Below are 19,137 nucleotides of genomic sequence, written 5' to 3' on the forward strand. Positions count from 1 at the left end.
ACCGGCGGGCGATGGCAACGTCGACAAGCTTCTGATAGCAGGGTGGAGCGATGACCAATGCTCCACCCCCTCCTTCGTCGGCTGCTCAGTCCGCCCGCAATATTTTGACGCGATTGCACGAGGTGATGGCGGCGCGCACCAATGCGCAGAGCAAACTCAACCAAGTCGTCGGAATCATCGGCGAGTGCCTCGATAGCGAGGTGTGCTCAATCTATCTGCTGCGCGAAGGCGCGCTCGAACTTTATGCGACGCAGGGGCTGAAGCAGGAAGCGGTCCATGTGACGCGGCTCGCGCTCGGCGAGGGTCTTGTCGGCACGATCGCCGATCAGATCGAGACATTGAACCTCGACGAAGCCGCAGCCCACCCCGACTTTTCCTACCGCCCCGAAACAGGTGAGGAGTTGTTCCACAGCTTTGCCGGGGTTCCGATCATCCGCCGCGAACGCGCGGTCGGAGTGCTCTGCGTCCAGCATGCCGATCCGCGGCGGTATGACGATATCGAGATCGAGACGCTGCAAACGGTCGCGATGGTCTTGTCCGAACTGATTGCCAATGCCGATCTGGTCGATACTACGGCGCGTATCGACGCCGCCGCCGCCGACCAGTCGGCGCAGCGCCTGACGGGGCAAAAGCTGGTCGATGGCATGGGCGCCGGCGTTGCCGTCTATCACCAGCCGCGCGTAACCATCGAGCACACGATGGCCGACGACATCGAGGCCGAGCGGCATCGCGTCTATGCCGCGTTCGACAAGATGCGCGAACAGATCGACCGCATGGCGAGCCAGGCGGAATTCGGCGTCGGCGGCGAACATGAAGAGGTGCTCGAAACCTACAAGATGTTCGCTTATGACGAGGGTTGGTCGCGCCGGATCAACGAGGCGATCGACAGCGGCCTGACCGCCGAGGCGGCGATCGAGCGCGTCCAGCAACGCACACGCATGCGGATGCGCCAGATCGACGACCCATTGCTGCGCGAACGCATGCACGACCTCGAGGATCTGTCGAACCGGCTGATCCGCATCGTGTCGGGACAGATGGGCACCGCAGCGCAAATGGGTCTGCGGCACGATTCGATTTTGATTGCGCGCAACCTTGGGCCCGCCGAACTGCTCGAATATGACCGGCGCCGGTTGAAGGGCGTCGTCCTCGAGGAAGGATCACTCACCGCGCACGTCATCATCGTTGCGCGCGCGATGGGAGTTCCGGTCATCGGCCGCGTCAACGACGTGCGCACCTCGATCCGCGAGGGTGACATGCTGTTGCTCGATGCCACATCGGGCAATGTGCACGTCCGCCCGACTTCGGCGGTGCAGGACGCATTCGATGCCAAGCTCGAAATTTCGCAAAAACGCCGCGCCAATCTCGCGGCGCTGCGCGACCTCCCTGCCGTTACCAAGGACGGCGTGACGATCGAACTCATGATCAACGCGGGGCTTCGCGAGGATGTCGCGGCGCTCGACCTGACGGGCGCGCGCGGGATCGGGCTGTTCCGCACCGAGTTCCAGTTCCTCGTGTCGGCCACCCTGCCCCAGCGCGAGCGCCAGCAGCGCCTTTATCGCGACGTGCTCGACGCGGCGGGCGACCGCCCGGTCATCTTTCGCACGGTCGACATCGGCGGCGACAAGGCGCTGCCCTATATGAACGTCGACACGGCGCTCGAGGAAAATCCGGCGATGGGCTGGCGCGCGCTGCGCCTCGCGCTCGAACGCGAGGGCCTGTTGAAAGTACAGGCGCGCGCCTTGATGGAGGCGGCCGCCGGTCGAACGCTGAACGTCATGTTCCCGATGGTCTCCGAACCCTGGGAATATGAAGCGGCGCGCGCCCTTTTCGTCGGGCAGCGTGCATGGCTTGCCAAGCATAACAAGAAGCTGCCCGCCGCGATCCGCTATGGCGCGATGCTGGAGGTACCGGGTCTGGTCGAAACGCTCGACCTGATGCTGCCGCACCTCGACTTCCTGTCGATCGGGACGAACGACCTTACGCAGTTCCTGTTCGCGGCCGACCGCGCGCACCCGCGGCTTGCCGAGCGCTATGACTGGCTGTCGCCGACCGTGATGCGCTACCTCGCCCGGGTCGTCAAAATAGTCGCGGGCAGCAAGGTCCAGCTTGGCGTGTGTGGCGAAATGGGCGGACGTCCGCTCGAGGCGATGGCGCTGCTCGGCATCGGCATCGAGCGGCTTTCAATCACACCAGCCGGCGTCGGACCGGTCAAGGCGATGATCCGCTCGCTCGACCTTGGTGCGCTGCGGGCCGCGATACCCGCGATGCTTGCGCAGCCGTCGGCCGACCCGCGCGGCCAGTATCGCGCCTGGGCCGAGAAGCATCAGGTCGATCTGGGCGATTGACGATAGCAGACCGTAACCTGGCAGGTCATTGCCTCGGCAAAAATGTTTATGTTATGTTCTCATCATACGATGAAGGAGAATAAGCATGTCCGATTCGAACGCGCGCGCCACGGGCCAATGCCATTGCGGGGCGATCCGCTATTCGATGCCCACCGCGGTAGCGCATCATGCGCTTTGTCATTGCAGCGATTGCCGCCGCCATGCGGGAGCGCCGCTGGTCGGTTGGGCGCTCGTCAGTCAGAGCGATCTGTCGGTCGAGGGAACGCCGAAAATCTATGCATCGTCGGAGCATGCACGTCGCCATTTCTGCGGCAATTGCGGCTCAGGGCTCTTCTATACGAACGAAGAGATATTCCCGGGACAGATCGACGTTCAGACGGCAACGCTCGACGATCCCGATCTGATTCCGGCGCAGGTGCAGATCCAGACCGCCGAACGCATCGGCTGGATGGAGAATCTGGACAAGATGCCTGCTTTTGACCGCTATCCGGGCTGAGCGCCGTCAATCGCGCGCGCGTCGGCGCTCGTCCCACCACGCCAGCCGCTCGGCGATCCGTTTTTCGAAACCGCGATCGACCGGGCGATAGAAGGTGGCGGGCTCCATATCGTCGGGCCAATAATTGTCGCCCGAAAAGCCGTCGGGCGCATCATGATCATAGCTGTAGCCCGCGCCATAGCCCAAGTCCTTCATCAACTTTGTCGGAGCGTTGAGGACGTTGGACGGAGGAGCAAGCGAGCCCGTGTCGCGTGCGGCCGTCCACGCCGCCTTTTGCGCGGCATAAGCAGCGTTCGATTTGGGCGCAGTCGCGCAGTAGAGGCATGCCTGCACGATGGCGAGCTCGCCTTCCGGCGATCCGAGAAACTGAAAGGCGTCCTTGGCGGCAAGGCACTGGGTCAGCGCCTGCGGGTCGGCGAGCCCGATATCCTCGCTTGCGAAGCGAACGAGGCGGCGCAGCACATAGAGCGGCTCTTCGCCCGCCACCAACATGCGGGCGAGCCAATAAAGCGCGGCCTGCGGGTCCGACCCGCGCAGCGACTTGTGGAGCGCCGAGATCAGATTGTAATGCCCGTCGCGATCCTTGTCATAGACAGGCATGCGACGGTGCAGGAATTGGGCCAATTCCGCCGCATCGAGCGGAGCGGCAATATCGGTCGCGAACAATGTTTCGACCTGATTGAGCAGGAAGCGCCCGTCGCCATCGGCACTCGCGATTAGCGCAGAGCGCGCCTCGGCAGTCACCGGAAGATCGCGACCTGCCGAAGCTTCGGCGCGATCGACAAGCGTCGCAAGCGCGGATTCGTCGAGGCGGTACAGGACAAGGACTTGGGCGCGGCTGAGCAAAGCCGCGTTGAGCGCGAAACTGGGATTCTCGGTCGTTGCGCCGACGAGCACGACGGTACCGCGCTCGACATAGGGCAGGAAGCCATCCTGCTGCGCGCGGTTGAAGCGGTGAATCTCGTCGACGAACAACAGGGTTCGCTTCCCTGCGGCGGCCATCTTGTCGGCGTCGGCAAAGACCTTTTTGAGATCGGCGACCCCCGAAAAGACAGCCGACAGCGGCGCAAAGCGCATTCCAACCGCTTCGGCAAGCAGGCGCGCGATCGTCGTCTTGCCCGTTCCGGGCGGTCCCCACAGGACGATTGAGGCGAGCGTTCCGGCAGTCACCATGCGGCCGATTGCGCCATCGGGTCCGGTCAGATGTTCCTGCCCCACGACGTCGGCCAATTTGCGCGGACGAAGCTGCTCGGCGAGCGGAACCGGAGCAGCATTATCCGTCGCTGGCAGCGGCTCGTCGTGCGCGAACAGATCGCCCGCCATTGTTAGCGCTGCCGCTGTTTCTGCCGGATCAGCCGCAAATAGGTGTCGGCAACCGCCTGATTGATCGCGTCCCACTGATAGGCGCCGCTTTCGGCGAGCGCGGCGGCGCCGTGCTGGCGGCGCAAATTCTCGTCGCGGCAATAAAGTTCGAGATCGTCGGCGAAGTTGCCGATCGAGCCCGGAGTGACGAGGTAGCCGGTGACGCCATGCTTGACGATGCTCGCGCTGCCCGTCGCGCGCGCGGCCACGACTGGCAAGCCGCACGCCATCGCCTCGAGCGTCACATTGCCGAAGGTTTCGGTCACCGACGGGTTAAAGAGCATGTCGCACGACGCAAGCGAGCGCGCCAGATTCTCGCCGCCCTGAAAGCCGACGAACTTCGCATTGGGCAAACGCGATTCGAACCACTCTCCGGCGGGTCCCTCGCCAATTACGACGACCTCGTGCGGGACGCCGCGACGTTGCAAGACATCGATGGTATCGGCGAAGACGTCGAGCCCTTTTTCCATCACCAGGCGCCCGAGAAAGGCGATGACGGGGCGAGCGTCGGCGATGCCCCAGCTTTTCCGCCAGCTCATGTCGCGACGGTCGGGGCGGAAAATGTCGCGCTCGACTCCACGCGTCCAGATGCCGATGTCATAGTTCATACGCTGGTCGCGCAGAACCTGCGCAAAGCTTTCGGACGGCGCGATCAGCGCGTCGCAGCGGCGATAGAGGCGGCGCAGCCACGCAACCACGAGCGGCTCGAGAAACGACAGATTATAATAGCGGAAATAGGTTTCGAAGCGGGTGTGCACCGAACAGGCCACCGGAATATGCCGCCGCCGCGCCCAGGCTGCCGCCTGTCGCGACACGCGGTCAGGGCTCGAAATATGGAGCACGTTCGGCGCGAACATCGCTATATCCTCGCGGACGCGCGCCGAAAAATGCAGCGGAATGCGATATTCGGGACGGTTGGGGATCGCCATCGACGGCACGCTGACGAGGTCGCCCGTCGGTTCGAAATCGGGGTCGTCGACGGTCGGCGAATAGACGCGCACGGCGGCACCCTGCCCCAACAGATAGCCGACAAGGCGGTTGAGCGCCTTGTTCGCCCCATCGACCGTCATATTGTAATTGCCGCTGAACAGGGCAATGCGCAAATCGGAAACTTCCATTGCGCCAGCGCTAGTCGCATCGCCGCGCAAAGGCAATCGAGCGCGGCGCGACGTTCAGCCTAGTCGCCGGTATCCGACGGCGCCTCCAACTCGACCTCGACCGGGGGGTGGAGGCGCAAGCGGTGGACGCGCTTCTCGTCGGCTTCGGTCACTTCGATGCGCCAGCCGCTCGGGTGGAGCAGCACTTCGCCAACCTCTGGAACATGTCCCGCAAGCACCGCCGCAAGGCCGCCGACAGTGTCGACATCTTCGTCGACCTCGGCAAGCCGCGGGTCGATTTCCTCACCGATATCGTCGAGTTCGGCGCGCGCATCGGCGTCCCAGCAGCCATCGTCGGCGCGTGCGAACAGCGCGGTCGGCTCATCGTCATGCTCGTCTTCGATCTCGCCAACGATTTCCTCGACCAGATCCTCGATCGTCACAAGGCCTTCGGTCCCCGAATATTCGTCGATCACGATGGCGAGGTGCGTGCGCTGCGCGCGCATTTCGGCGAGCAGGTCGAGCACGTCCATCGACTGCGGCACATAGAGCGGCTGGCGGATCAGGTCGATCAGCGGCGGCGGCGCGCGCCCTTCGGCGAGCACGGCGAACACGTCCTTGACGTGGATCATCCCGATCACCTCGTCGAGCGTCTCGCGATAGACCGGCAGGCGGCTGTGGCCCGCGTCGGCGAAGTTCGCGACAAGCTCTGAAAAGCTCGCGCTTTCGGGGATGGCGATGATCTCGCCGCGCGGCACCGCGACATCGTCAACCGTCTGTTCGCCGAAATGGAGGAGGTTGCGCAGCATCTTGCGCTCGATGGGCGAAAGGTCGCCGACGACGCTGCTCCCGCGGCGCTCCTCGCCCTCCTCTTCGGCCTCGTCGATAAAATCCTCGATCTGCTCGCGGAGCGACGGCTCACTGTTGCCGCCGAAGAGCATGTTCTTGAGGCCGGTCCACAGACTGGATCTACTGTCCTCTTCCGATCGGTTCGAAGACCCCTGGTCGTCGGGCATGTTGTGGGCGTTCCCTGTTAATCCTGATCCGCATATGGATTGCCGACGCCCAGCGATGCAAGTGCTTTCACTTCCAACGCCTCCATCGCCGTCGCACCGACCTCGTCCATATGGTCATAGCCGACGAGATGCAGTGTTCCGTGGACGATCAGATGCGTCGCATGGTCGGCGAGCGACACGCCCTTTTCTTCGGCCTCGCGGGCGCAGGTTTGGTGCGCCAGGACGATGTCGCCGAGCAGGATTTCGCCGTCGTCGCTGTTGTCGAGGCTTTCGAGCAGATCGACCTGTACCTGCGGAAAGGACAGGACGTTGGTAGGCTTGTCCTTGCCGCGAAAATCACGGTTGAGCCGCTGCACCTCGGCATCGTCGGTCAGCCGCACCGCGACCTCGACGAGTGGCGCCGCATGGGCGAGCGCGGCGAAGGGCGTCAGCCCGAGCGCGGCGGCGACGGATTCGTTCGCGCGCTTCTCCCAATCGAGCGCCGCCGGCCATGGCGAGGCCTCTTGCGTCTCGACGATCAGCATCGGCGGGCCACGGCGCGAAATGGCGCAGAAAACGGTGTAACTTCACGCGCAATTCGCGAACGCTTCGCGTTGGTGACGGATAAAATAGGACGGTTCATCACCGCCACGCTATCGCGCCCCGACGATATAGGACAGCCAAAAATGAGCGCGCATCCTATGGCGGCGCCGGTGCCGCCTCGATGCGTGTTTCGCCCTCGCCATTGACCGGAACGCGAAGGTCGATCCGCGTGCCGCCGATGTCGGTGCTGATCACCGCGTCGCCATCGCGCACGCCGATGCGCGTGCCATCGCCGACAGGGATGTCGCCAATGTCGGGAACGTCGAGCGGCTGTACCGGCCCTTCGGGATCGACGGCCGGCTGCGGCGCGGGCGGGCGGATATTGGTCCCCGCCGCCTCGTTCATGAAATCGCGCCACATGCGCGCGGGCAAGCCGCCGCCCGAAATACCGGCGAGCGGCGAATTGTCGTCGTTACCGATCCATATCCCGACGACCAGTCCGTTCGCATAGCCGACGAACAGCGCATCGCGATTGTCCTGGCTCGTTCCCGTCTTGCCGTAATTGGCAACGGCGAGCCGCGCTGCGCGCCCGGTGCCGCGATTGACCGCCGCGCGCAGCATCCTCTCGATCCCGTCATGCTCGCGTGAGCTGAAATGGCTCGGCCCCCAGACCAGCCGCTCGAACCAGTTCGTGCCCTCGGCCTTGAACGCGCGCGGCGTCACCGGATAGCTGTCGGCAGCCACCGCGGCATAGGCAGCGGTGAGTTCGAGCAAGGTCATCGTCGAAGTGCCGAGCGCGAGGCTGGGGTCGCCCCTTGCGAGCGGCGATGTCACGCCAAGGTCGCGCGCCATCGCGATCACCTTGTCATCGCCGACTGCGCCGAACAGGCGCACTGCCGCGACATTGCTCGACGTCGCAAAGGCATCCTCGAGCGAGATCGCCTCCGAATAGGAGCCGCCCGAATTTTTGGGACGATAGGCGCCGCTTTCGATCGGCATGTTGCCGATCGTGTCGCCGGGCTTCCACCCGGCGCGCAGCGCGGCGAGATAGACGAACAGTTTGAAGGTCGATCCCGGCTGGCGTTTCGCTTGCGTCGCTCGGTTGAACGGCGACTTCGCATAATCGCGCCCCCCGATCATCGCGACCACCTCGCCATTCGGGCGCATCGCGACGAGCGCGACCTGCGCCGACCCCAGGCCTGCCCGACTGGTCACGCGCCGGGCGATATTCTGGAGCCGCGAGTCGAGCGTGGTAACGAGCGTTTCGCGCGAATATCCGACGTCGCTCGCCTTGCGCGCTTCGGGTAGCGCCCAGTCGGCAAAATAGGTGCCCGTCGGCAGGTCGTTGCGCGTGCGCACGTCGATGCGCGGCGTACGGGTCGCGCGCGCCTCGCGCTCGGTCATATAGCCGGTCGCGACCATCGCATTCAGCACCAGCTTCATCCGTTTTTCGGCGAGCGCGGGGTTTTTCGTCGGCGCGAGGCGCGAGGGCGCCTGCACCAGTCCTGCAAGCATCGCCGCCTGCGCGCGCGTCAGATTTTCGGGCTGGCGATAGAAATAGTGCAGCGACGCGGCGCGCAACCCATAGGTGTTGTCGCCGAAATAGGCGTTCGACAGATAGCGTTCGAGGATCTGATCCTTGGTCAGCCATGCCTCGAGCCAGAAGGCGATCAGCGCCTCGCGCGCCTTGCGCCCGAGCGTGCGCTTTGGCGTGAGGAAGGTGAATTTGGCGAGCTGCTGCGTGATCGTGCTGCCGCCCTGCGTCGGCCCGCCGGTGACATTGCTCCACACCGCGCGCGCGATGCTGCGCGGGTCGATCCCCCAATGGGTATAGAAACGCCGGTCCTCGATCGCGAGAAAGGCCTGTTTGACGTGAGCGGGAAGCTTTGCCGCCTCGACCGGGCGCTCGACGATCGCACCGGTGCGCGCGATGGGAGTGCCATCGGCGGCCAGCAGCGTGATCTGCGGCGGCGCGATCGGTTCGAGCGATTTCGACAAGGGCGCAGTGAACGCAAGCCAGCCGACTAGCAGCACGAACAGCAATACGAGCGCCGCAAAGCCGCGGCCGACCCAGCGCAGCCGCTTGCGCCAGCGCGGCTCGGGCGGCGGCAGCCCTCCAGTCGACGGATCGAACGGCTCCTCCTCGGCCGGCGGAGGCGGCGCACGGAACAGCGGATGATAAAACGCATTCATGCCTGATGCCGTATTACACTGGCAACACAGAGCTTGCAAACGCGTTCGGCACGCGTTGGACGTCTGGACCGGGGCGGCCCCTCCCCTCAGTGCATATGTTTGAGCTTGTCGGGGTTGCGCATCACATAAATGGCGGCAATCCGGCCATCCTCGATATCGAGCGCGGTGGTCTGGAACTCGCCATCGGCCTCGCGCGTCACGAAACCCGGCAGGCCGTTGATCATGCCCGTATGAACCAGCGTCGAGCCATATTTGCGCAGCAATACCGCGACGCTGCGGTGGACCTTCATCACCAAGGTCTTGCCGAGGATCGGGATCGCGGCCGCGGGGCGTTTGCCGCCGCCGTCCGCCCACATTCCGACGTCGGCGGCGAGCATGGCGCCGAGCGCTTGCATATCGCCGCTTCGCGACGCTTCGAAAAAGGCGTGGGCTATTTCCAGCCCGCGCTCCTTCTCCAGCTTGTAACGCGGCCGCGCGTCGCGAACATGCGCGCGGGCCCGCGCGGCGAGCTGGCGTGTTGCAGCGGGATCGCGCTCGATCGTCGCTGCGACCTCGTCGAAGCCGACGCCGAAGACATCGTGGAGGAGGAAGGCTGCGCGCTCCAGGGGGGAGAGCCTTTCGAGCGCCAGCATCAACGGCAAGGTGACATCGTCCGCTTCGCCCTCCCCATCATCGACGAGCGGATCGGGAAGCCAGGGCCCGACATAGGTTTCGCGCTGCGCCCGCGCCGATTTCAGCTGATCGAGGCAAAGCCGCGTCACGGTGCGGCGGAGGAAAGCCGCCGGCTCGCGCACCGCCGCGCGGTCGGCGCCGAGCCAGCGGAGGAAGGCGTCCTGCACGACATCCTCGGCATCGGCGACCGACCCGAGCATACGATAGGCGACGCGCGTCAGCATCGGACGCAGCGGGTCGAAACTCGCCGCCGCATCCCCACCGTCGGTGGCGCCGCCCACCGCGGTCATGCCGCCTTGGCCACCGACGCCCCATTTTCGTACCAGAGGTCAAAGCCCACCGCGATGCGGTTCCAGCCATTGATGACATTGATCATCAGCGTCAGGTTCACCTGCTCCTCCGGCGTAAAATGCGCTTCGAGCGCCTCTTTGGCTTCGTGCTGTGTGTGCCCTTCGGGCAGGCGGGTCAAGGCGTCGGTCCATGCGAGGGCAGCGCGTTCGCGCGGGCTGTAGACGGGTGCTTCGCGCCAGGCGGCGATGAGGTAGAGGCGCTGTTCGCTTTCGCCTTTCGCGCGCGCCTCGACTGTGTGCATGTTGATGCAATTGGCGCAGCCATTGAGGATCGACGAACGAATTTTGACGAGCTCGATCAGGCTCGGCTCGAGGCTGTTCTGCGCGGCGATGCTGACGGCCATCCACTGCTTCATCAGCTGCGGCGCGGCGGCAAAGGGGTCTGTTACCTTGGTCATGTCACGTCCTCCTTCATGGGGTGGTACAGACATGACGAGCAAGGCCGCCGCCCTGTGACATGGCGCACGAATTAATTTCGCTTTGCGACCGAATTAAGGTAAATTCCCGCGCGTCATCAATGACAAGGAGGGGGTTTGCTCATGAAGTTTCTCGATGGATATGGCGAACAGGCCTATGCGCTGCTGCGTATCACGGCGGGTCTGATGTTCCTCGCGCACGGTGTGCACAAATTCTTCAATTTCCCCGACGCCTTTCCCTATCCGCTGGACCCCGTACTGATGGCGGCCGGCGCGATCGAACTGGTCGCGGGCGGTTTGATTGTCATCGGCCTGTTCACGCGCCCCGCCGCCTTCCTGGCCAGCGGCATGTCGGCTGTCGGTTACTGGATGGCGCATGGCACCCAAAGCCCCTTCCCCATCCAGAACGGCGGCGAGACGATTGCGCTTTACTGCTTCATCTTCCTGTTCGTCGCGACGCGCGGCGCCGGAATCTGGAGCGTCGACGGATCGCGCGCGAAGGCCGGTTGAGGCAGATTCGCGACCACAGCATGGTGCAGGAAAATTGGTGCTCCCCGGCTTTCGCCGAGGAACGCTGATTTGGCAGAAGGCGACAATCGCCACCTGAAATCGGGGCGGTCCCGGCGACGAGACCGCCCCCAGTTGCGGGCTTCACATGGTGAAGATGGTCACAGCTTGCGCGTGTTCGCTTCGATCAGCTTCTTCGCTTCCGCGACAGCCTTTGCAATCGTGAGCCTGTTTTCGTGGATTTCGTCGGCGATCGTCAGCAAGCGGCCGCTGATGACGGTGCCGGTATCGGTCTTTTCCTCGATGGCGATCCCGCCCTTGGTCGCGGCGATCCGGTCCCATTCGGCGCGCACCGCAGCCCAATAGTCCTTGGTCGCGGCCCAATAGTCATCGGCGGCCTTCACGTCGTAATTGTCATATTTGATATAGGTGTTGAGAACATATTCCTGGACGATGGGAACAAGCTTGCCGTCCCTGGTCCCCATCTTGGTATTGTCCTGCCAGTGAATCCAGCCGTCGGGCGTCGGCTGATGGCGATTGATCGAATAATAGCGGTCATAAACGGGGTTGCGAACCGCATCGCGGCGCGCGAGCGGGCGCCACGTCCAGTTCGAACGCCAGCGACGAATTCCCGCCTGCGTCTCGAATTGACCCCAGCCGCCGTAGCGGGGGGAATCGTCGACCTGCCACACGGTCTGCGACCAGCGGCCCGTCCGCATGCGTTCGGGAACATCTTCCCAAGTCCAGCCGCCCTTGTCCGAATAGACGAGCAGTTTTTCGGGCTCATATTCCCAGTCCTGACGCCAATGCTTGATGATGTGCGACTTGTCATTCTCGTCGGTGATGACCAGCAGGTGCTGGAGCACGATCTTGCGCCCCGTATCCTCGATCACGCGCACGACCTCGTTACCGCCCGAACGCTTGGGATCGAGCACTTCGTAATCCGGGTCCCAGCGTGTCGATTCCTGCATATTGAAGCTGACGCGGTAATTGCCCGCCATCGCAAGGATGTCGGCGCGGTCCTTCTCGAAATTGGCGGCGGCATCCTCGGCGGCGATCGGTGGATGCGCCGTGGCAGGGAGCGGCAGCGCGACCGAAATCAGCAGCGCGGCGGCGGTTGTACGAATGGTTTTCATCGGTCCAATCCTCTTCATCTTGTCAGAAACGGAAGCTCAGCGACGCGCTCGCATTGCGGCCCGGCTGGGTGTAGGCGTCGGTAACGGTCGAGGTGGACGCGAGCCCGCGCACGTCGCTCCACCAGCTGTATTTCCTGTCGAGAATATTGAAGACGCCGGCGCGCAGCGTCAGCCCTTCGACGATGCGGACGAAGGCCGTTGCGTCGAGGATCGTGAAGCCGTCGGGACGGTAGCAGGAGGGCGTGCAGAGCCCTTCGGTCCGCGATGCCTCCTTGCGCGCGCTGTGCGTCATGATGAGCTGGCCGCCAAAGCGCCCGCTCTGCGGTTCGCGATAGCCGACGCCGACGACGAGCTTGAGCGGATCGATCGTCGACAAGGGCACGCGCGATCCATCAGGCAAAATCTCGTTACCCTTCGCATAGGATAGGGCGAGCGTCGCATACAGGCCGGACGACGCCCGCCCCTCGAACCGCGCTTCGGCTCCCTTGACGCGGGCGCGATCGAGATTGACGAACTGATAGACGGCGGGGTCGGCAGGCGTGAAACTGCCGCTCACCACTTCCTGGCTGATGAAATCCTTGTAGCGCGCCGAAAAGGCCGTGACGTCGAGACTGATATTGTCTGCCGAGAAGCGAAGCCCACCTTCGATGCTTTCGCTGCGCTCGGGATCGAGGTCGGGATTGGGCGCCGAGGTATAGCCGAACGCCAGATTTTCGAAGAACTGGTTGACCTGCCCCGGCTCGGGCGCCTTGAACCCGGTCGCATAATTGGCGAACAGGCGCACCTCGTCAGTGAGCTTCCACACCGCACCGAATTTCGGCGACAGGCGCGATCCGTCCTGCCCTGCCCCCGAAAAGGCGGGAAGCAGCGGGTCGTCCTGCGGCGACAGGTCATAGAAATCGAAACGCACCGCCGGATAGAGCCGCACCCGCCCGTCGGCGATCCCGATCTCGTCGCCTGCGAACAGGCCGCCGCGGGTGAAGTCGGTTTCGGGAAAGGCGCGTGTGGGAAAGGTTTCGCCAAAGGGCGGGACGGTGCCGTCGCGAATACCGCGCTGGCGCGTTATGCTGACATCGCCGCCGAATACCAGACGATGCGTGACGGCGCCGGTCGCAAAGTCGGCGCGCGCGTCGGCGGATGCGCCGATTACACGATTTTCGAAAGTGTTGAGGCGCGTGCGGTCGGCAGACGGCGTGCGATCCTCTTCGGTATATTGGCGATCCTCGCCGTCCTGCCAGTAAAGCGCGACGCGCGCGAAATCGATCGCCCCCTCGCCTTCCCAACTCCAGTCGATCGTGACGCGCTTGCGGTCGCCGCTGTCCCAGCCCTCGAGCCGGTCAACCGAGGCGCCAAAGCTGCCGGGACCAACTCCCGTCAGGCCATTGGTATAAAGCTGCGTATCGAGATATTCACCGGTCAGGCGCAGCTTGTGGCCGTTCGCCGGATCATAGACGATGCGCGCGAGCGCAGCATTCGAATAGCCATCCTGCGGGTTAGGCAAGGTGCGCGTCGACCCGGTGCCTCCGACGGCGCCCTTGTTATCGAGTTCCTGCCAGTCGCGGCGCGTATAGGCGGCCATCGCCGACCAGGCGCCGCTACGCCCGGCAAGAATGACGGTCTCGCTGAACTCCTTGTCGGCGCTGCCATAGGCGGCGCGCGCGAGGCCGCCGACCGCATTGCTGCCCGCGATGAAATCGGCCGGGTCGGCGGTAATAAAGCTGACCGCGCCCGCAAGACCGTCGCTGCCGTAAAGCGCCGAAGAGGGGCCGCGCAATATTTCAACAGACTTGATAAGGCCGAGGTCGACATAATCGCCGCGCCCCGACGCCTGTGCGCCGAAACTGAAACCGTCGGGAACGCGCACGCCGTCGATCTGGATCAGGACGCGATTGCCGCCGATCCCGCGGATGTTGAAGCTTTCATTACCGGCGCGCCCGGTCGCACCGAGCGCCGCACCGAAGCGCGCGGGCTGACGCTGGACGCTGACGCCAGGCTCGAAGCGGACGAGGTCGCGAATGTCGGTGACGAGTTCGTCGGCAATCTGTTCGTCGGTCTTGACGGTGACGGTGACCGGCAAATCCTCGGCCCGGGTCGCGACGCGCGTGGCGGTGACAACGATTTGATTCTTGCGTGCCAGCCAATAGGCACCGTCATTGTCTTGCGCGGCGGCAGGAGCGGCGAGCGACGCAAAAACAGGCACGGCCACGCCGCACGCAAGGCGTGCGCAATATATTCGTCGTTGTACGGACAATCTTGATCCCCCTAATTTTATTGCGAGTGATTCGCAATAGCCGCGAAATAGGCAATCAAATTTTAGGGGTCAAGGTTTTTGCTAATAGGAGTCGTTCGCATTAATTGCCTGAAGCGATGCCCAAGGCTTTCGCTCATTCAGTCGGGCAGAAAATCGAGCGTATCGACAGATCCGCTTGCCGGGCGCGCGATCACGCTAAGCGACCCGTCGGTTTCGAGCACAACCGCTGCAACGTCGGCGAGTTTTGCAACGCCCTGCCCGCGAACGGCCGAATAGACTTCGCTGGTGGTTACCCGTTCGTCGCGCAATGTCTCGTGCAAAATGGCCCCGTCGCGAAGCAGCAGCGCTGGCCGGGCACGCGTCGCGCGGCGTACCGGCGCCGAATGGATCGACAGCTTTGCGACGATCCATTGGAGCAGGGCGAGCATGACGAACGCCAAAGCCCCTTCGGCGAGTGCGATTTCGCTCGAAAGCAGGACGGAGGAAAGCGTCGAGCCGAGGGCGACAGTTACGACAAGATCGAAAGCGTTGAGCTTTGCGAGGGCACGTTTCCCGGCGGCACGAAGGATGAGGATCAGGATTGCGTAGGCGGCGACCGAGATCACGACCACGCGAAGCAGCCCGAAAAGATTGTCGTAGAACATGCCCGTCCAACGCCGCGACACGGCGAGCGTTGCGCGACCGCGGCCAGGAAAATCTAGTCGAGCCGAATGTCGAGTAGCCAGATTGCGGCGGCCAGCGCGAGCCCCCCAAGCGAGAACATGGCCGCGACGAGCCGCAGTTTCATTCCCTTGAGCGGCTCGGCCTGGTGCGCGCTGAGCCGATCGTTGACCGCGCAGCCACTGCGCTGCGCCGCCCAGAAAATGAACACGCCCATCAGGATGAAGATCGTGGCGATCGCGCGCGGCACCCACGCGGGCTCGAGCTTTCCGAACAGGGCATTGAAACCGAGGCCGATGCCGACCGCCGCCATTCCGGTGCGCATCCAGCCGGCGAAGGTCCGCTCGTTGGCCATCAGGGTGCGGTCCTCGGCCCAGGCCGTGCGTTCCTCGGCGAGCTCGTCGCGGTCCGTATCCGCGTTGGCGTTCAGCTGCCGGGCCCTTCATAGGCTTCGACAATGCGGCCGACGATCGGGTGACGCACGACGTCGGCGGCGGTGAAGCGGCTGACGTTGATGCCCTCGAGCCCTTCGAGCCGCGCCACAGCGTCGGCGAGACCGGAGGTTGCGGGCATCGGCAGGTCGACCTGTTTGGGGTCACCGCAAATGACCATCCGGCTGTTCATCCCGAAACGCGTCAGGAACATCTTCATCTGCGGGATCGTCGTATTCTGCGCTTCGTCGAGGATGATGAACGCATCGGCAAGCGTCCGCCCGCGCATGAAGGCCAGCGGCGCAATCTCGATCTCTCCGCTCGCAATGCGGCGCTCGACCTGCTCGGCAGGAAGGCAATCGTGCAGCGCGTCGTAGAGCGGGCGCAGATAGGGGTCGACCTTTTCCTTCATGTCGCCGGGCAGGAAACCGAGCTTTTCGCCCGCCTCGACCGCGGGGCGCGACAGGATGAGCCGCTGGACGCTGCCGGTGATGAGCTGCGCAACGGCCTGTGCCACGGCAAGATAGGTCTTGCCGGTGCCCGCGGGACCGAGCGCGAAGATCACGTCGTCGCGCGCGAGCGCCTGCATATAGGGAACCTGCGACGGCGCGCGTGGGACAATCGTTTTCTTGCGCGTGCGGATCATCACCGGCGGCGCTTCATTCTGGTCGTGCCGGATGATGCCGTCGAGCGTCGGCTGCGCCGACATCGCGATCACCCCGTCGACCATGCCCGCGTCGACCTCCTGCCCCTTTTCGATGCGGTCATACAGGTCGGTGAGAACATCGCGCGCGCGCGCCGCGGCCTCGGCCTCGCCCTCGATCTGCACGCGGTTGCCGCGCGCCGAAATATAGACGCCGAGGCGGTTCTCGATGGCCACCAGATTGCGGTCGAATTCGCCGAAAAGGATTCCCAGCAATTGTGTCCGTTCAAATTCGGCCGTCAGTCGAACGCGGTCGCCGGGTTCGGCGGGGGCAGCGGCGGTCATCGGGCGTTTGGACACGTGGGCAGGACTCCTTGGGCTAGAGGCATAAACTGTGTACTCCCGCGAAGGCGGGAGTCCAGCATGTGATGATCGGGCTGCGATACTCCGAGTTTCCGCCTGCAAGGGAACACGCGACGTGCGATGGCCACTAAACCGCCGCTTCCACCAGCGCCTCGGCGCCAAGGCTGTTCGGACCCGCCGAGGTGATGCGGACATCGACCATGTCGCCGATCGCGAGGCCCGGCGCGATGACGTGCACCGACTGGAGCCAGGGCGATTTGCCGATAAGCTGGCCGTCGAGCTTGCCCTTGCGTTCGAGCAACAGGCGCGTCGTCCGCCCCACGGTCGCCTCGTTGAACGCCTGTTGCTGCTCGTTGAGCAGCGCCTGAAGCCGCTGGAGCCGATCGTTCATTGCCGCTTCGTCGACCTGATCGTCCATCGTCGCGGCGGGCGTGCCGGGGCGGCGCGAATATTTGAAGCTGTAAGCCATCGCATAATTGGTCGCGCGCACGATATCGAGCGTCGCCTCGAAATCGGCATCGCTCTCGCCGGGGAAACCAACGATGAAGTCGCCCGAAATCGCAATGTCGGGGCGCGCGGCGCGGACGCGCTCGATGATTTTCAGATAGCTGTCGACGCTGTGGCTGCGGTTCATCGCCGCGAGGATGCGGTCGCTCCCCGCCTGCACCGGCAGGTGAAGGAAAGGCATCAGCTTTTCGACCTCGCCATGCGCGGCAATCAGCCCGTCGGTCATGTCGTTGGGATGGCTCGTCGTGTAGCGGATGCGTTCGAGACCGTCCTCTTTCGCGAGGGCGCGGATCAATCCGTCGAGGCCGATCGCCCTGCCCTTGTCGTCTTCGCCGTCCCACGCGTTCACATTCTGGCCAAGCAAGGTGATCTCGCGCACCCCGCCCGCGACGAGCGCGCGCGCCTCGGCGATCAGGTCGGCGAAAGGCCGGCTGATCTCCGCCCCGCGCGTATAGGGGACGACGCAATAGGTGCAGAATTTGTCGCAGCCTTCCTGCACGGTCAGGAAGGCGGTCGGGCGCTGGTTTCCGCTGCGTTTGGGCAGCGCGCCGAACTTGCTCTCGATCGGCATGTCGAGGTCGACCGCCTTCTCGCCGCGTTCGGCGCGCGCGATCAGGTCGGGAAGGCGGTGGTACGCCTGCGGACCGACGACGACATCGACACTCGGCGCGCGGCGCGCAATCTCGGCGCCCTCGGCCTGCGCAACGCATCCGGCGACGGCGATCGTCGGCGTGCTGCCGTCGGCGCGTTTCAACCGACCGATGTCCGAGTAGACTTTCTCGGCCGCCTTTTCACGGATGTGGCAGGTGTTGAGCACGACCAGGTCGGCATCGCTGCCGTCGGCGGCGGGCACATAGCCCTCGGCGCCCAGCATCTCTGCCATGCGTTCGCCGTCATAGACGTTCATCTGGCAGCCGAAGGATTTGACGTGAAAGGTCTTATGAGAATTTGGGGGAGAGTCGGATTTCATCGGCGCGCTATAGGCGATGCGGTGCGCGGGCGGAAGAGTGCGCGGGCTGCGCCATCCGCGCGGCGATTGCGGCGCGCGCTGCCTCGCTGAGGGTTTTCCGGTCGCGTTCCACCGCATCAGGCAGTGGATCGAGATAATGAATGATCAGCGGCACGGGATGCTTGCGCCCCAAAAGCCGCTTGAAATTATCGAGCCCGGATTCGGGATCGAGCCAAGCAATTTCAGGGCCTTCGTCGCCATAATCAAGGAATACCGGTTGAACCTGAAGTCGCGGCGGGGTCGGGATCACCGCCTGCAGCAGCGCCGGGCGAAAGGGCAACAGGCCATCCCCCGGCCCCGTGGTTCCCTCCGGAAACAGCGTCACCGGACGGCCGTGGGCAAGCGCGCTGCGCAAATTTTCCGCCTGGCTCTGGATTTCGCGCTTCGCTTCGCGCTGCACATAGATGGTATGGTTCTGATCGGCGAGCCATCCGACAAGCGGGGTGGTCCCGACCTCTGCCTTCGACACGAACGACGACCGCGCCGCGCCGCCAAGCGCCAATATGTCGAGCCAGCTGACATGGTTCGAAACGAACAGCACATCGCGACGAAGGCGGGTGCCCGTGGTGCGGATACGAAGACCCGCGATCCATCCGACCGCGTTCAGAAAAGCCATCACCATCGGCGACGGCCGACCCACTGCGCGATAGAGAAGATGCGGAACGATCAGGAACAGCAGCGTCAGCACCATCAGCAACAGGCGCGCAACGACGCGCCAGGTGACGCGTGCAGGTTCAGCCCTTGTCGCGACCGATGGCGACACCATAAAGCTCCATGCGATGGTCGACGAGGCGATAGCCCAGCCGTTCGGCGATGACCTTTTGCAACGCCTCAAGCTCGGGATCGACGAATTCGATGACCTTGCCGGTTTCGACATCGATCAGATGGTCGTGATGCGCCTCCGGCGCCGCTTCGTAGCGCGAGCGGCCGTCGCCGAAATCATGCCGGTCGAGGATGCCCGCTTCTTCGAACAGGCGGACGGTACGATAGACGGTCGCGATCGATATCCCGCTATCGATTGCCGAGGCACGCTCATAGAGCGTCTCGACGTCGGGATGATCCTCCGAATCCGAAATCACGCGCGCGATGATCCGGCGCTGTTCGGTGATGCGCAGCCCCTTTTCGTGGCACAATGCTTCAAGATCGATTTTACCGGACATG

General features: G+C 64.1%; 18 protein-coding genes. 3 read left to right on the forward strand and 15 right to left on the reverse strand.

Translation table 11 applies throughout. The features are described 5' to 3' along the window. Positions 1–50 precede the first annotated feature (50 nt). Complete coding sequence (gene ptsP / locus JI743_RS07045) at positions 51–2,345, forward strand: phosphoenolpyruvate--protein phosphotransferase (protein ID WP_201927441.1); 2,295 nt, start codon at positions 51–53, stop codon at positions 2,343–2,345. 85 nt (positions 2,346–2,430) lie between these two features. Then, a complete protein-coding gene (locus JI743_RS07050; RefSeq protein ID WP_201927443.1) occupies positions 2,431–2,841 on the forward strand; it encodes a GFA family protein in 411 nt (136 codons plus the stop codon). 6 nt (positions 2,842–2,847) lie between these two features. Here JI743_RS07050 and JI743_RS07055 read toward each other — a convergent pair whose 3' ends face one another. The 7 genes from JI743_RS07055 to JI743_RS07085 all read right to left on the reverse strand — a co-directional run bounded on the left by JI743_RS07055 (position 2,848) and on the right by JI743_RS07085 (position 10,451). After that, the gene (locus JI743_RS07055; protein ID WP_201927445.1) at positions 2,848–4,164 is read right to left on the reverse strand and encodes a replication-associated recombination protein A; all 1,317 of its coding nucleotides are present in this window, start codon (positions 4,162–4,164) and stop codon (positions 2,848–2,850) included. A gap of 2 nt (positions 4,165–4,166) precedes the next feature. After that, positions 4,167–5,321, reverse strand: a complete 1,155-nt coding sequence (locus JI743_RS07060; RefSeq protein ID WP_201927447.1) for a glycosyltransferase family 4 protein — start codon at positions 5,319–5,321, stop codon at positions 4,167–4,169. 59 nt (positions 5,322–5,380) lie between these two features. After that, positions 5,381–6,316, reverse strand: a complete 936-nt coding sequence (locus JI743_RS07065) for a hemolysin family protein (protein WP_201927449.1) — start codon at positions 6,314–6,316, stop codon at positions 5,381–5,383. A gap of 17 nt (positions 6,317–6,333) precedes the next feature. Beyond that, positions 6,334–6,840 (reverse strand): rRNA maturation RNase YbeY, encoded by a 507-nt coding sequence (gene ybeY, locus JI743_RS07070; RefSeq protein ID WP_201927451.1) that lies wholly within the window; start codon positions 6,838–6,840, stop codon positions 6,334–6,336. Positions 6,841–6,994: 154 nt separating this feature from the next. Then, on the reverse strand, positions 6,995–9,031 hold the full coding sequence (locus JI743_RS07075; protein ID WP_201927453.1) for a transglycosylase domain-containing protein: 2,037 nt from the start codon (positions 9,029–9,031) through the stop codon (positions 6,995–6,997). 86 nt (positions 9,032–9,117) lie between these two features. Continuing rightward, positions 9,118–9,993 carry a sigma-70 family RNA polymerase sigma factor gene (locus JI743_RS07080; protein WP_201927455.1) on the reverse strand — a complete coding sequence of 292 codons (876 nt, stop codon included), beginning with the start codon at positions 9,991–9,993 and terminating at the stop codon, positions 9,118–9,120. Further along, complete coding sequence (locus tag JI743_RS07085; protein ID WP_201927458.1) at positions 9,990–10,451, reverse strand: carboxymuconolactone decarboxylase family protein; 462 nt, start codon at positions 10,449–10,451, stop codon at positions 9,990–9,992. Before JI743_RS07085 ends, JI743_RS07080 begins: the two co-directional genes overlap by 4 nt. Positions 10,452–10,592: 141 nt before the next feature. Between JI743_RS07085 and JI743_RS07090 the strand changes: the two genes are divergently transcribed. Continuing rightward, positions 10,593–10,979, forward strand: coding sequence for a DoxX family protein (locus JI743_RS07090; RefSeq protein WP_201927459.1), 387 nt, complete (start codon positions 10,593–10,595; stop codon positions 10,977–10,979). 158 nt (positions 10,980–11,137) lie between these two features. Here JI743_RS07090 and JI743_RS07095 read toward each other — a convergent pair whose 3' ends face one another. The 8 genes from JI743_RS07095 to JI743_RS07130 all read right to left on the reverse strand — a co-directional run bounded on the left by JI743_RS07095 (position 11,138) and on the right by JI743_RS07130 (position 19,136). Further along, the gene (locus JI743_RS07095) at positions 11,138–12,112 is read right to left on the reverse strand and encodes a DUF6607 family protein (protein ID WP_201927461.1); all 975 of its coding nucleotides are present in this window, start codon (positions 12,110–12,112) and stop codon (positions 11,138–11,140) included. Between the two features lie 22 nt (positions 12,113–12,134). Beyond that, complete coding sequence (locus tag JI743_RS07100; protein WP_330902217.1) at positions 12,135–14,318, reverse strand: TonB-dependent hemoglobin/transferrin/lactoferrin family receptor; 2,184 nt, start codon at positions 14,316–14,318, stop codon at positions 12,135–12,137. 182 nt (positions 14,319–14,500) lie between these two features. After that, complete coding sequence (locus tag JI743_RS07105) at positions 14,501–15,007, reverse strand: DUF421 domain-containing protein (RefSeq protein ID WP_201927463.1); 507 nt, start codon at positions 15,005–15,007, stop codon at positions 14,501–14,503. A gap of 53 nt (positions 15,008–15,060) precedes the next feature. Then, positions 15,061–15,378, reverse strand: coding sequence for a YidH family protein (locus JI743_RS07110; RefSeq protein ID WP_201927466.1), 318 nt, complete (start codon positions 15,376–15,378; stop codon positions 15,061–15,063). A 71-nt stretch (positions 15,379–15,449) separates the two neighbouring features. Next, positions 15,450–16,442: a PhoH family protein gene (locus JI743_RS07115; protein WP_236659900.1), complete on the reverse strand. Its 993-nt coding sequence runs from the start codon at positions 16,440–16,442 to the stop codon at positions 15,450–15,452. A gap of 145 nt (positions 16,443–16,587) precedes the next feature. After that, entirely contained in the window at positions 16,588–17,937 is a 1,350-nt protein-coding gene (gene miaB, locus JI743_RS07120) for a tRNA (N6-isopentenyl adenosine(37)-C2)-methylthiotransferase MiaB (protein WP_201927472.1), read from the reverse strand. A 7-nt stretch (positions 17,938–17,944) separates the two neighbouring features. Beyond that, positions 17,945–18,739 (reverse strand): lysophospholipid acyltransferase family protein, encoded by a 795-nt coding sequence (locus JI743_RS07125; RefSeq protein ID WP_201927474.1) that lies wholly within the window; start codon positions 18,737–18,739, stop codon positions 17,945–17,947. Next, entirely contained in the window at positions 18,711–19,136 is a 426-nt protein-coding gene (locus tag JI743_RS07130) for a Fur family transcriptional regulator (protein WP_201927476.1), read from the reverse strand. Before JI743_RS07130 ends, JI743_RS07125 begins: the two co-directional genes overlap by 29 nt. Position 19,137 lies beyond the last annotated feature (1 nt).

Origin of the sequence: Sphingopyxis jiangsuensis, from assembly GCF_016734905.1 — a bacterium.
Taxonomy (GTDB): Bacteria; Pseudomonadota; Alphaproteobacteria; order Sphingomonadales; family Sphingomonadaceae; genus Sphingopyxis; species Sphingopyxis jiangsuensis.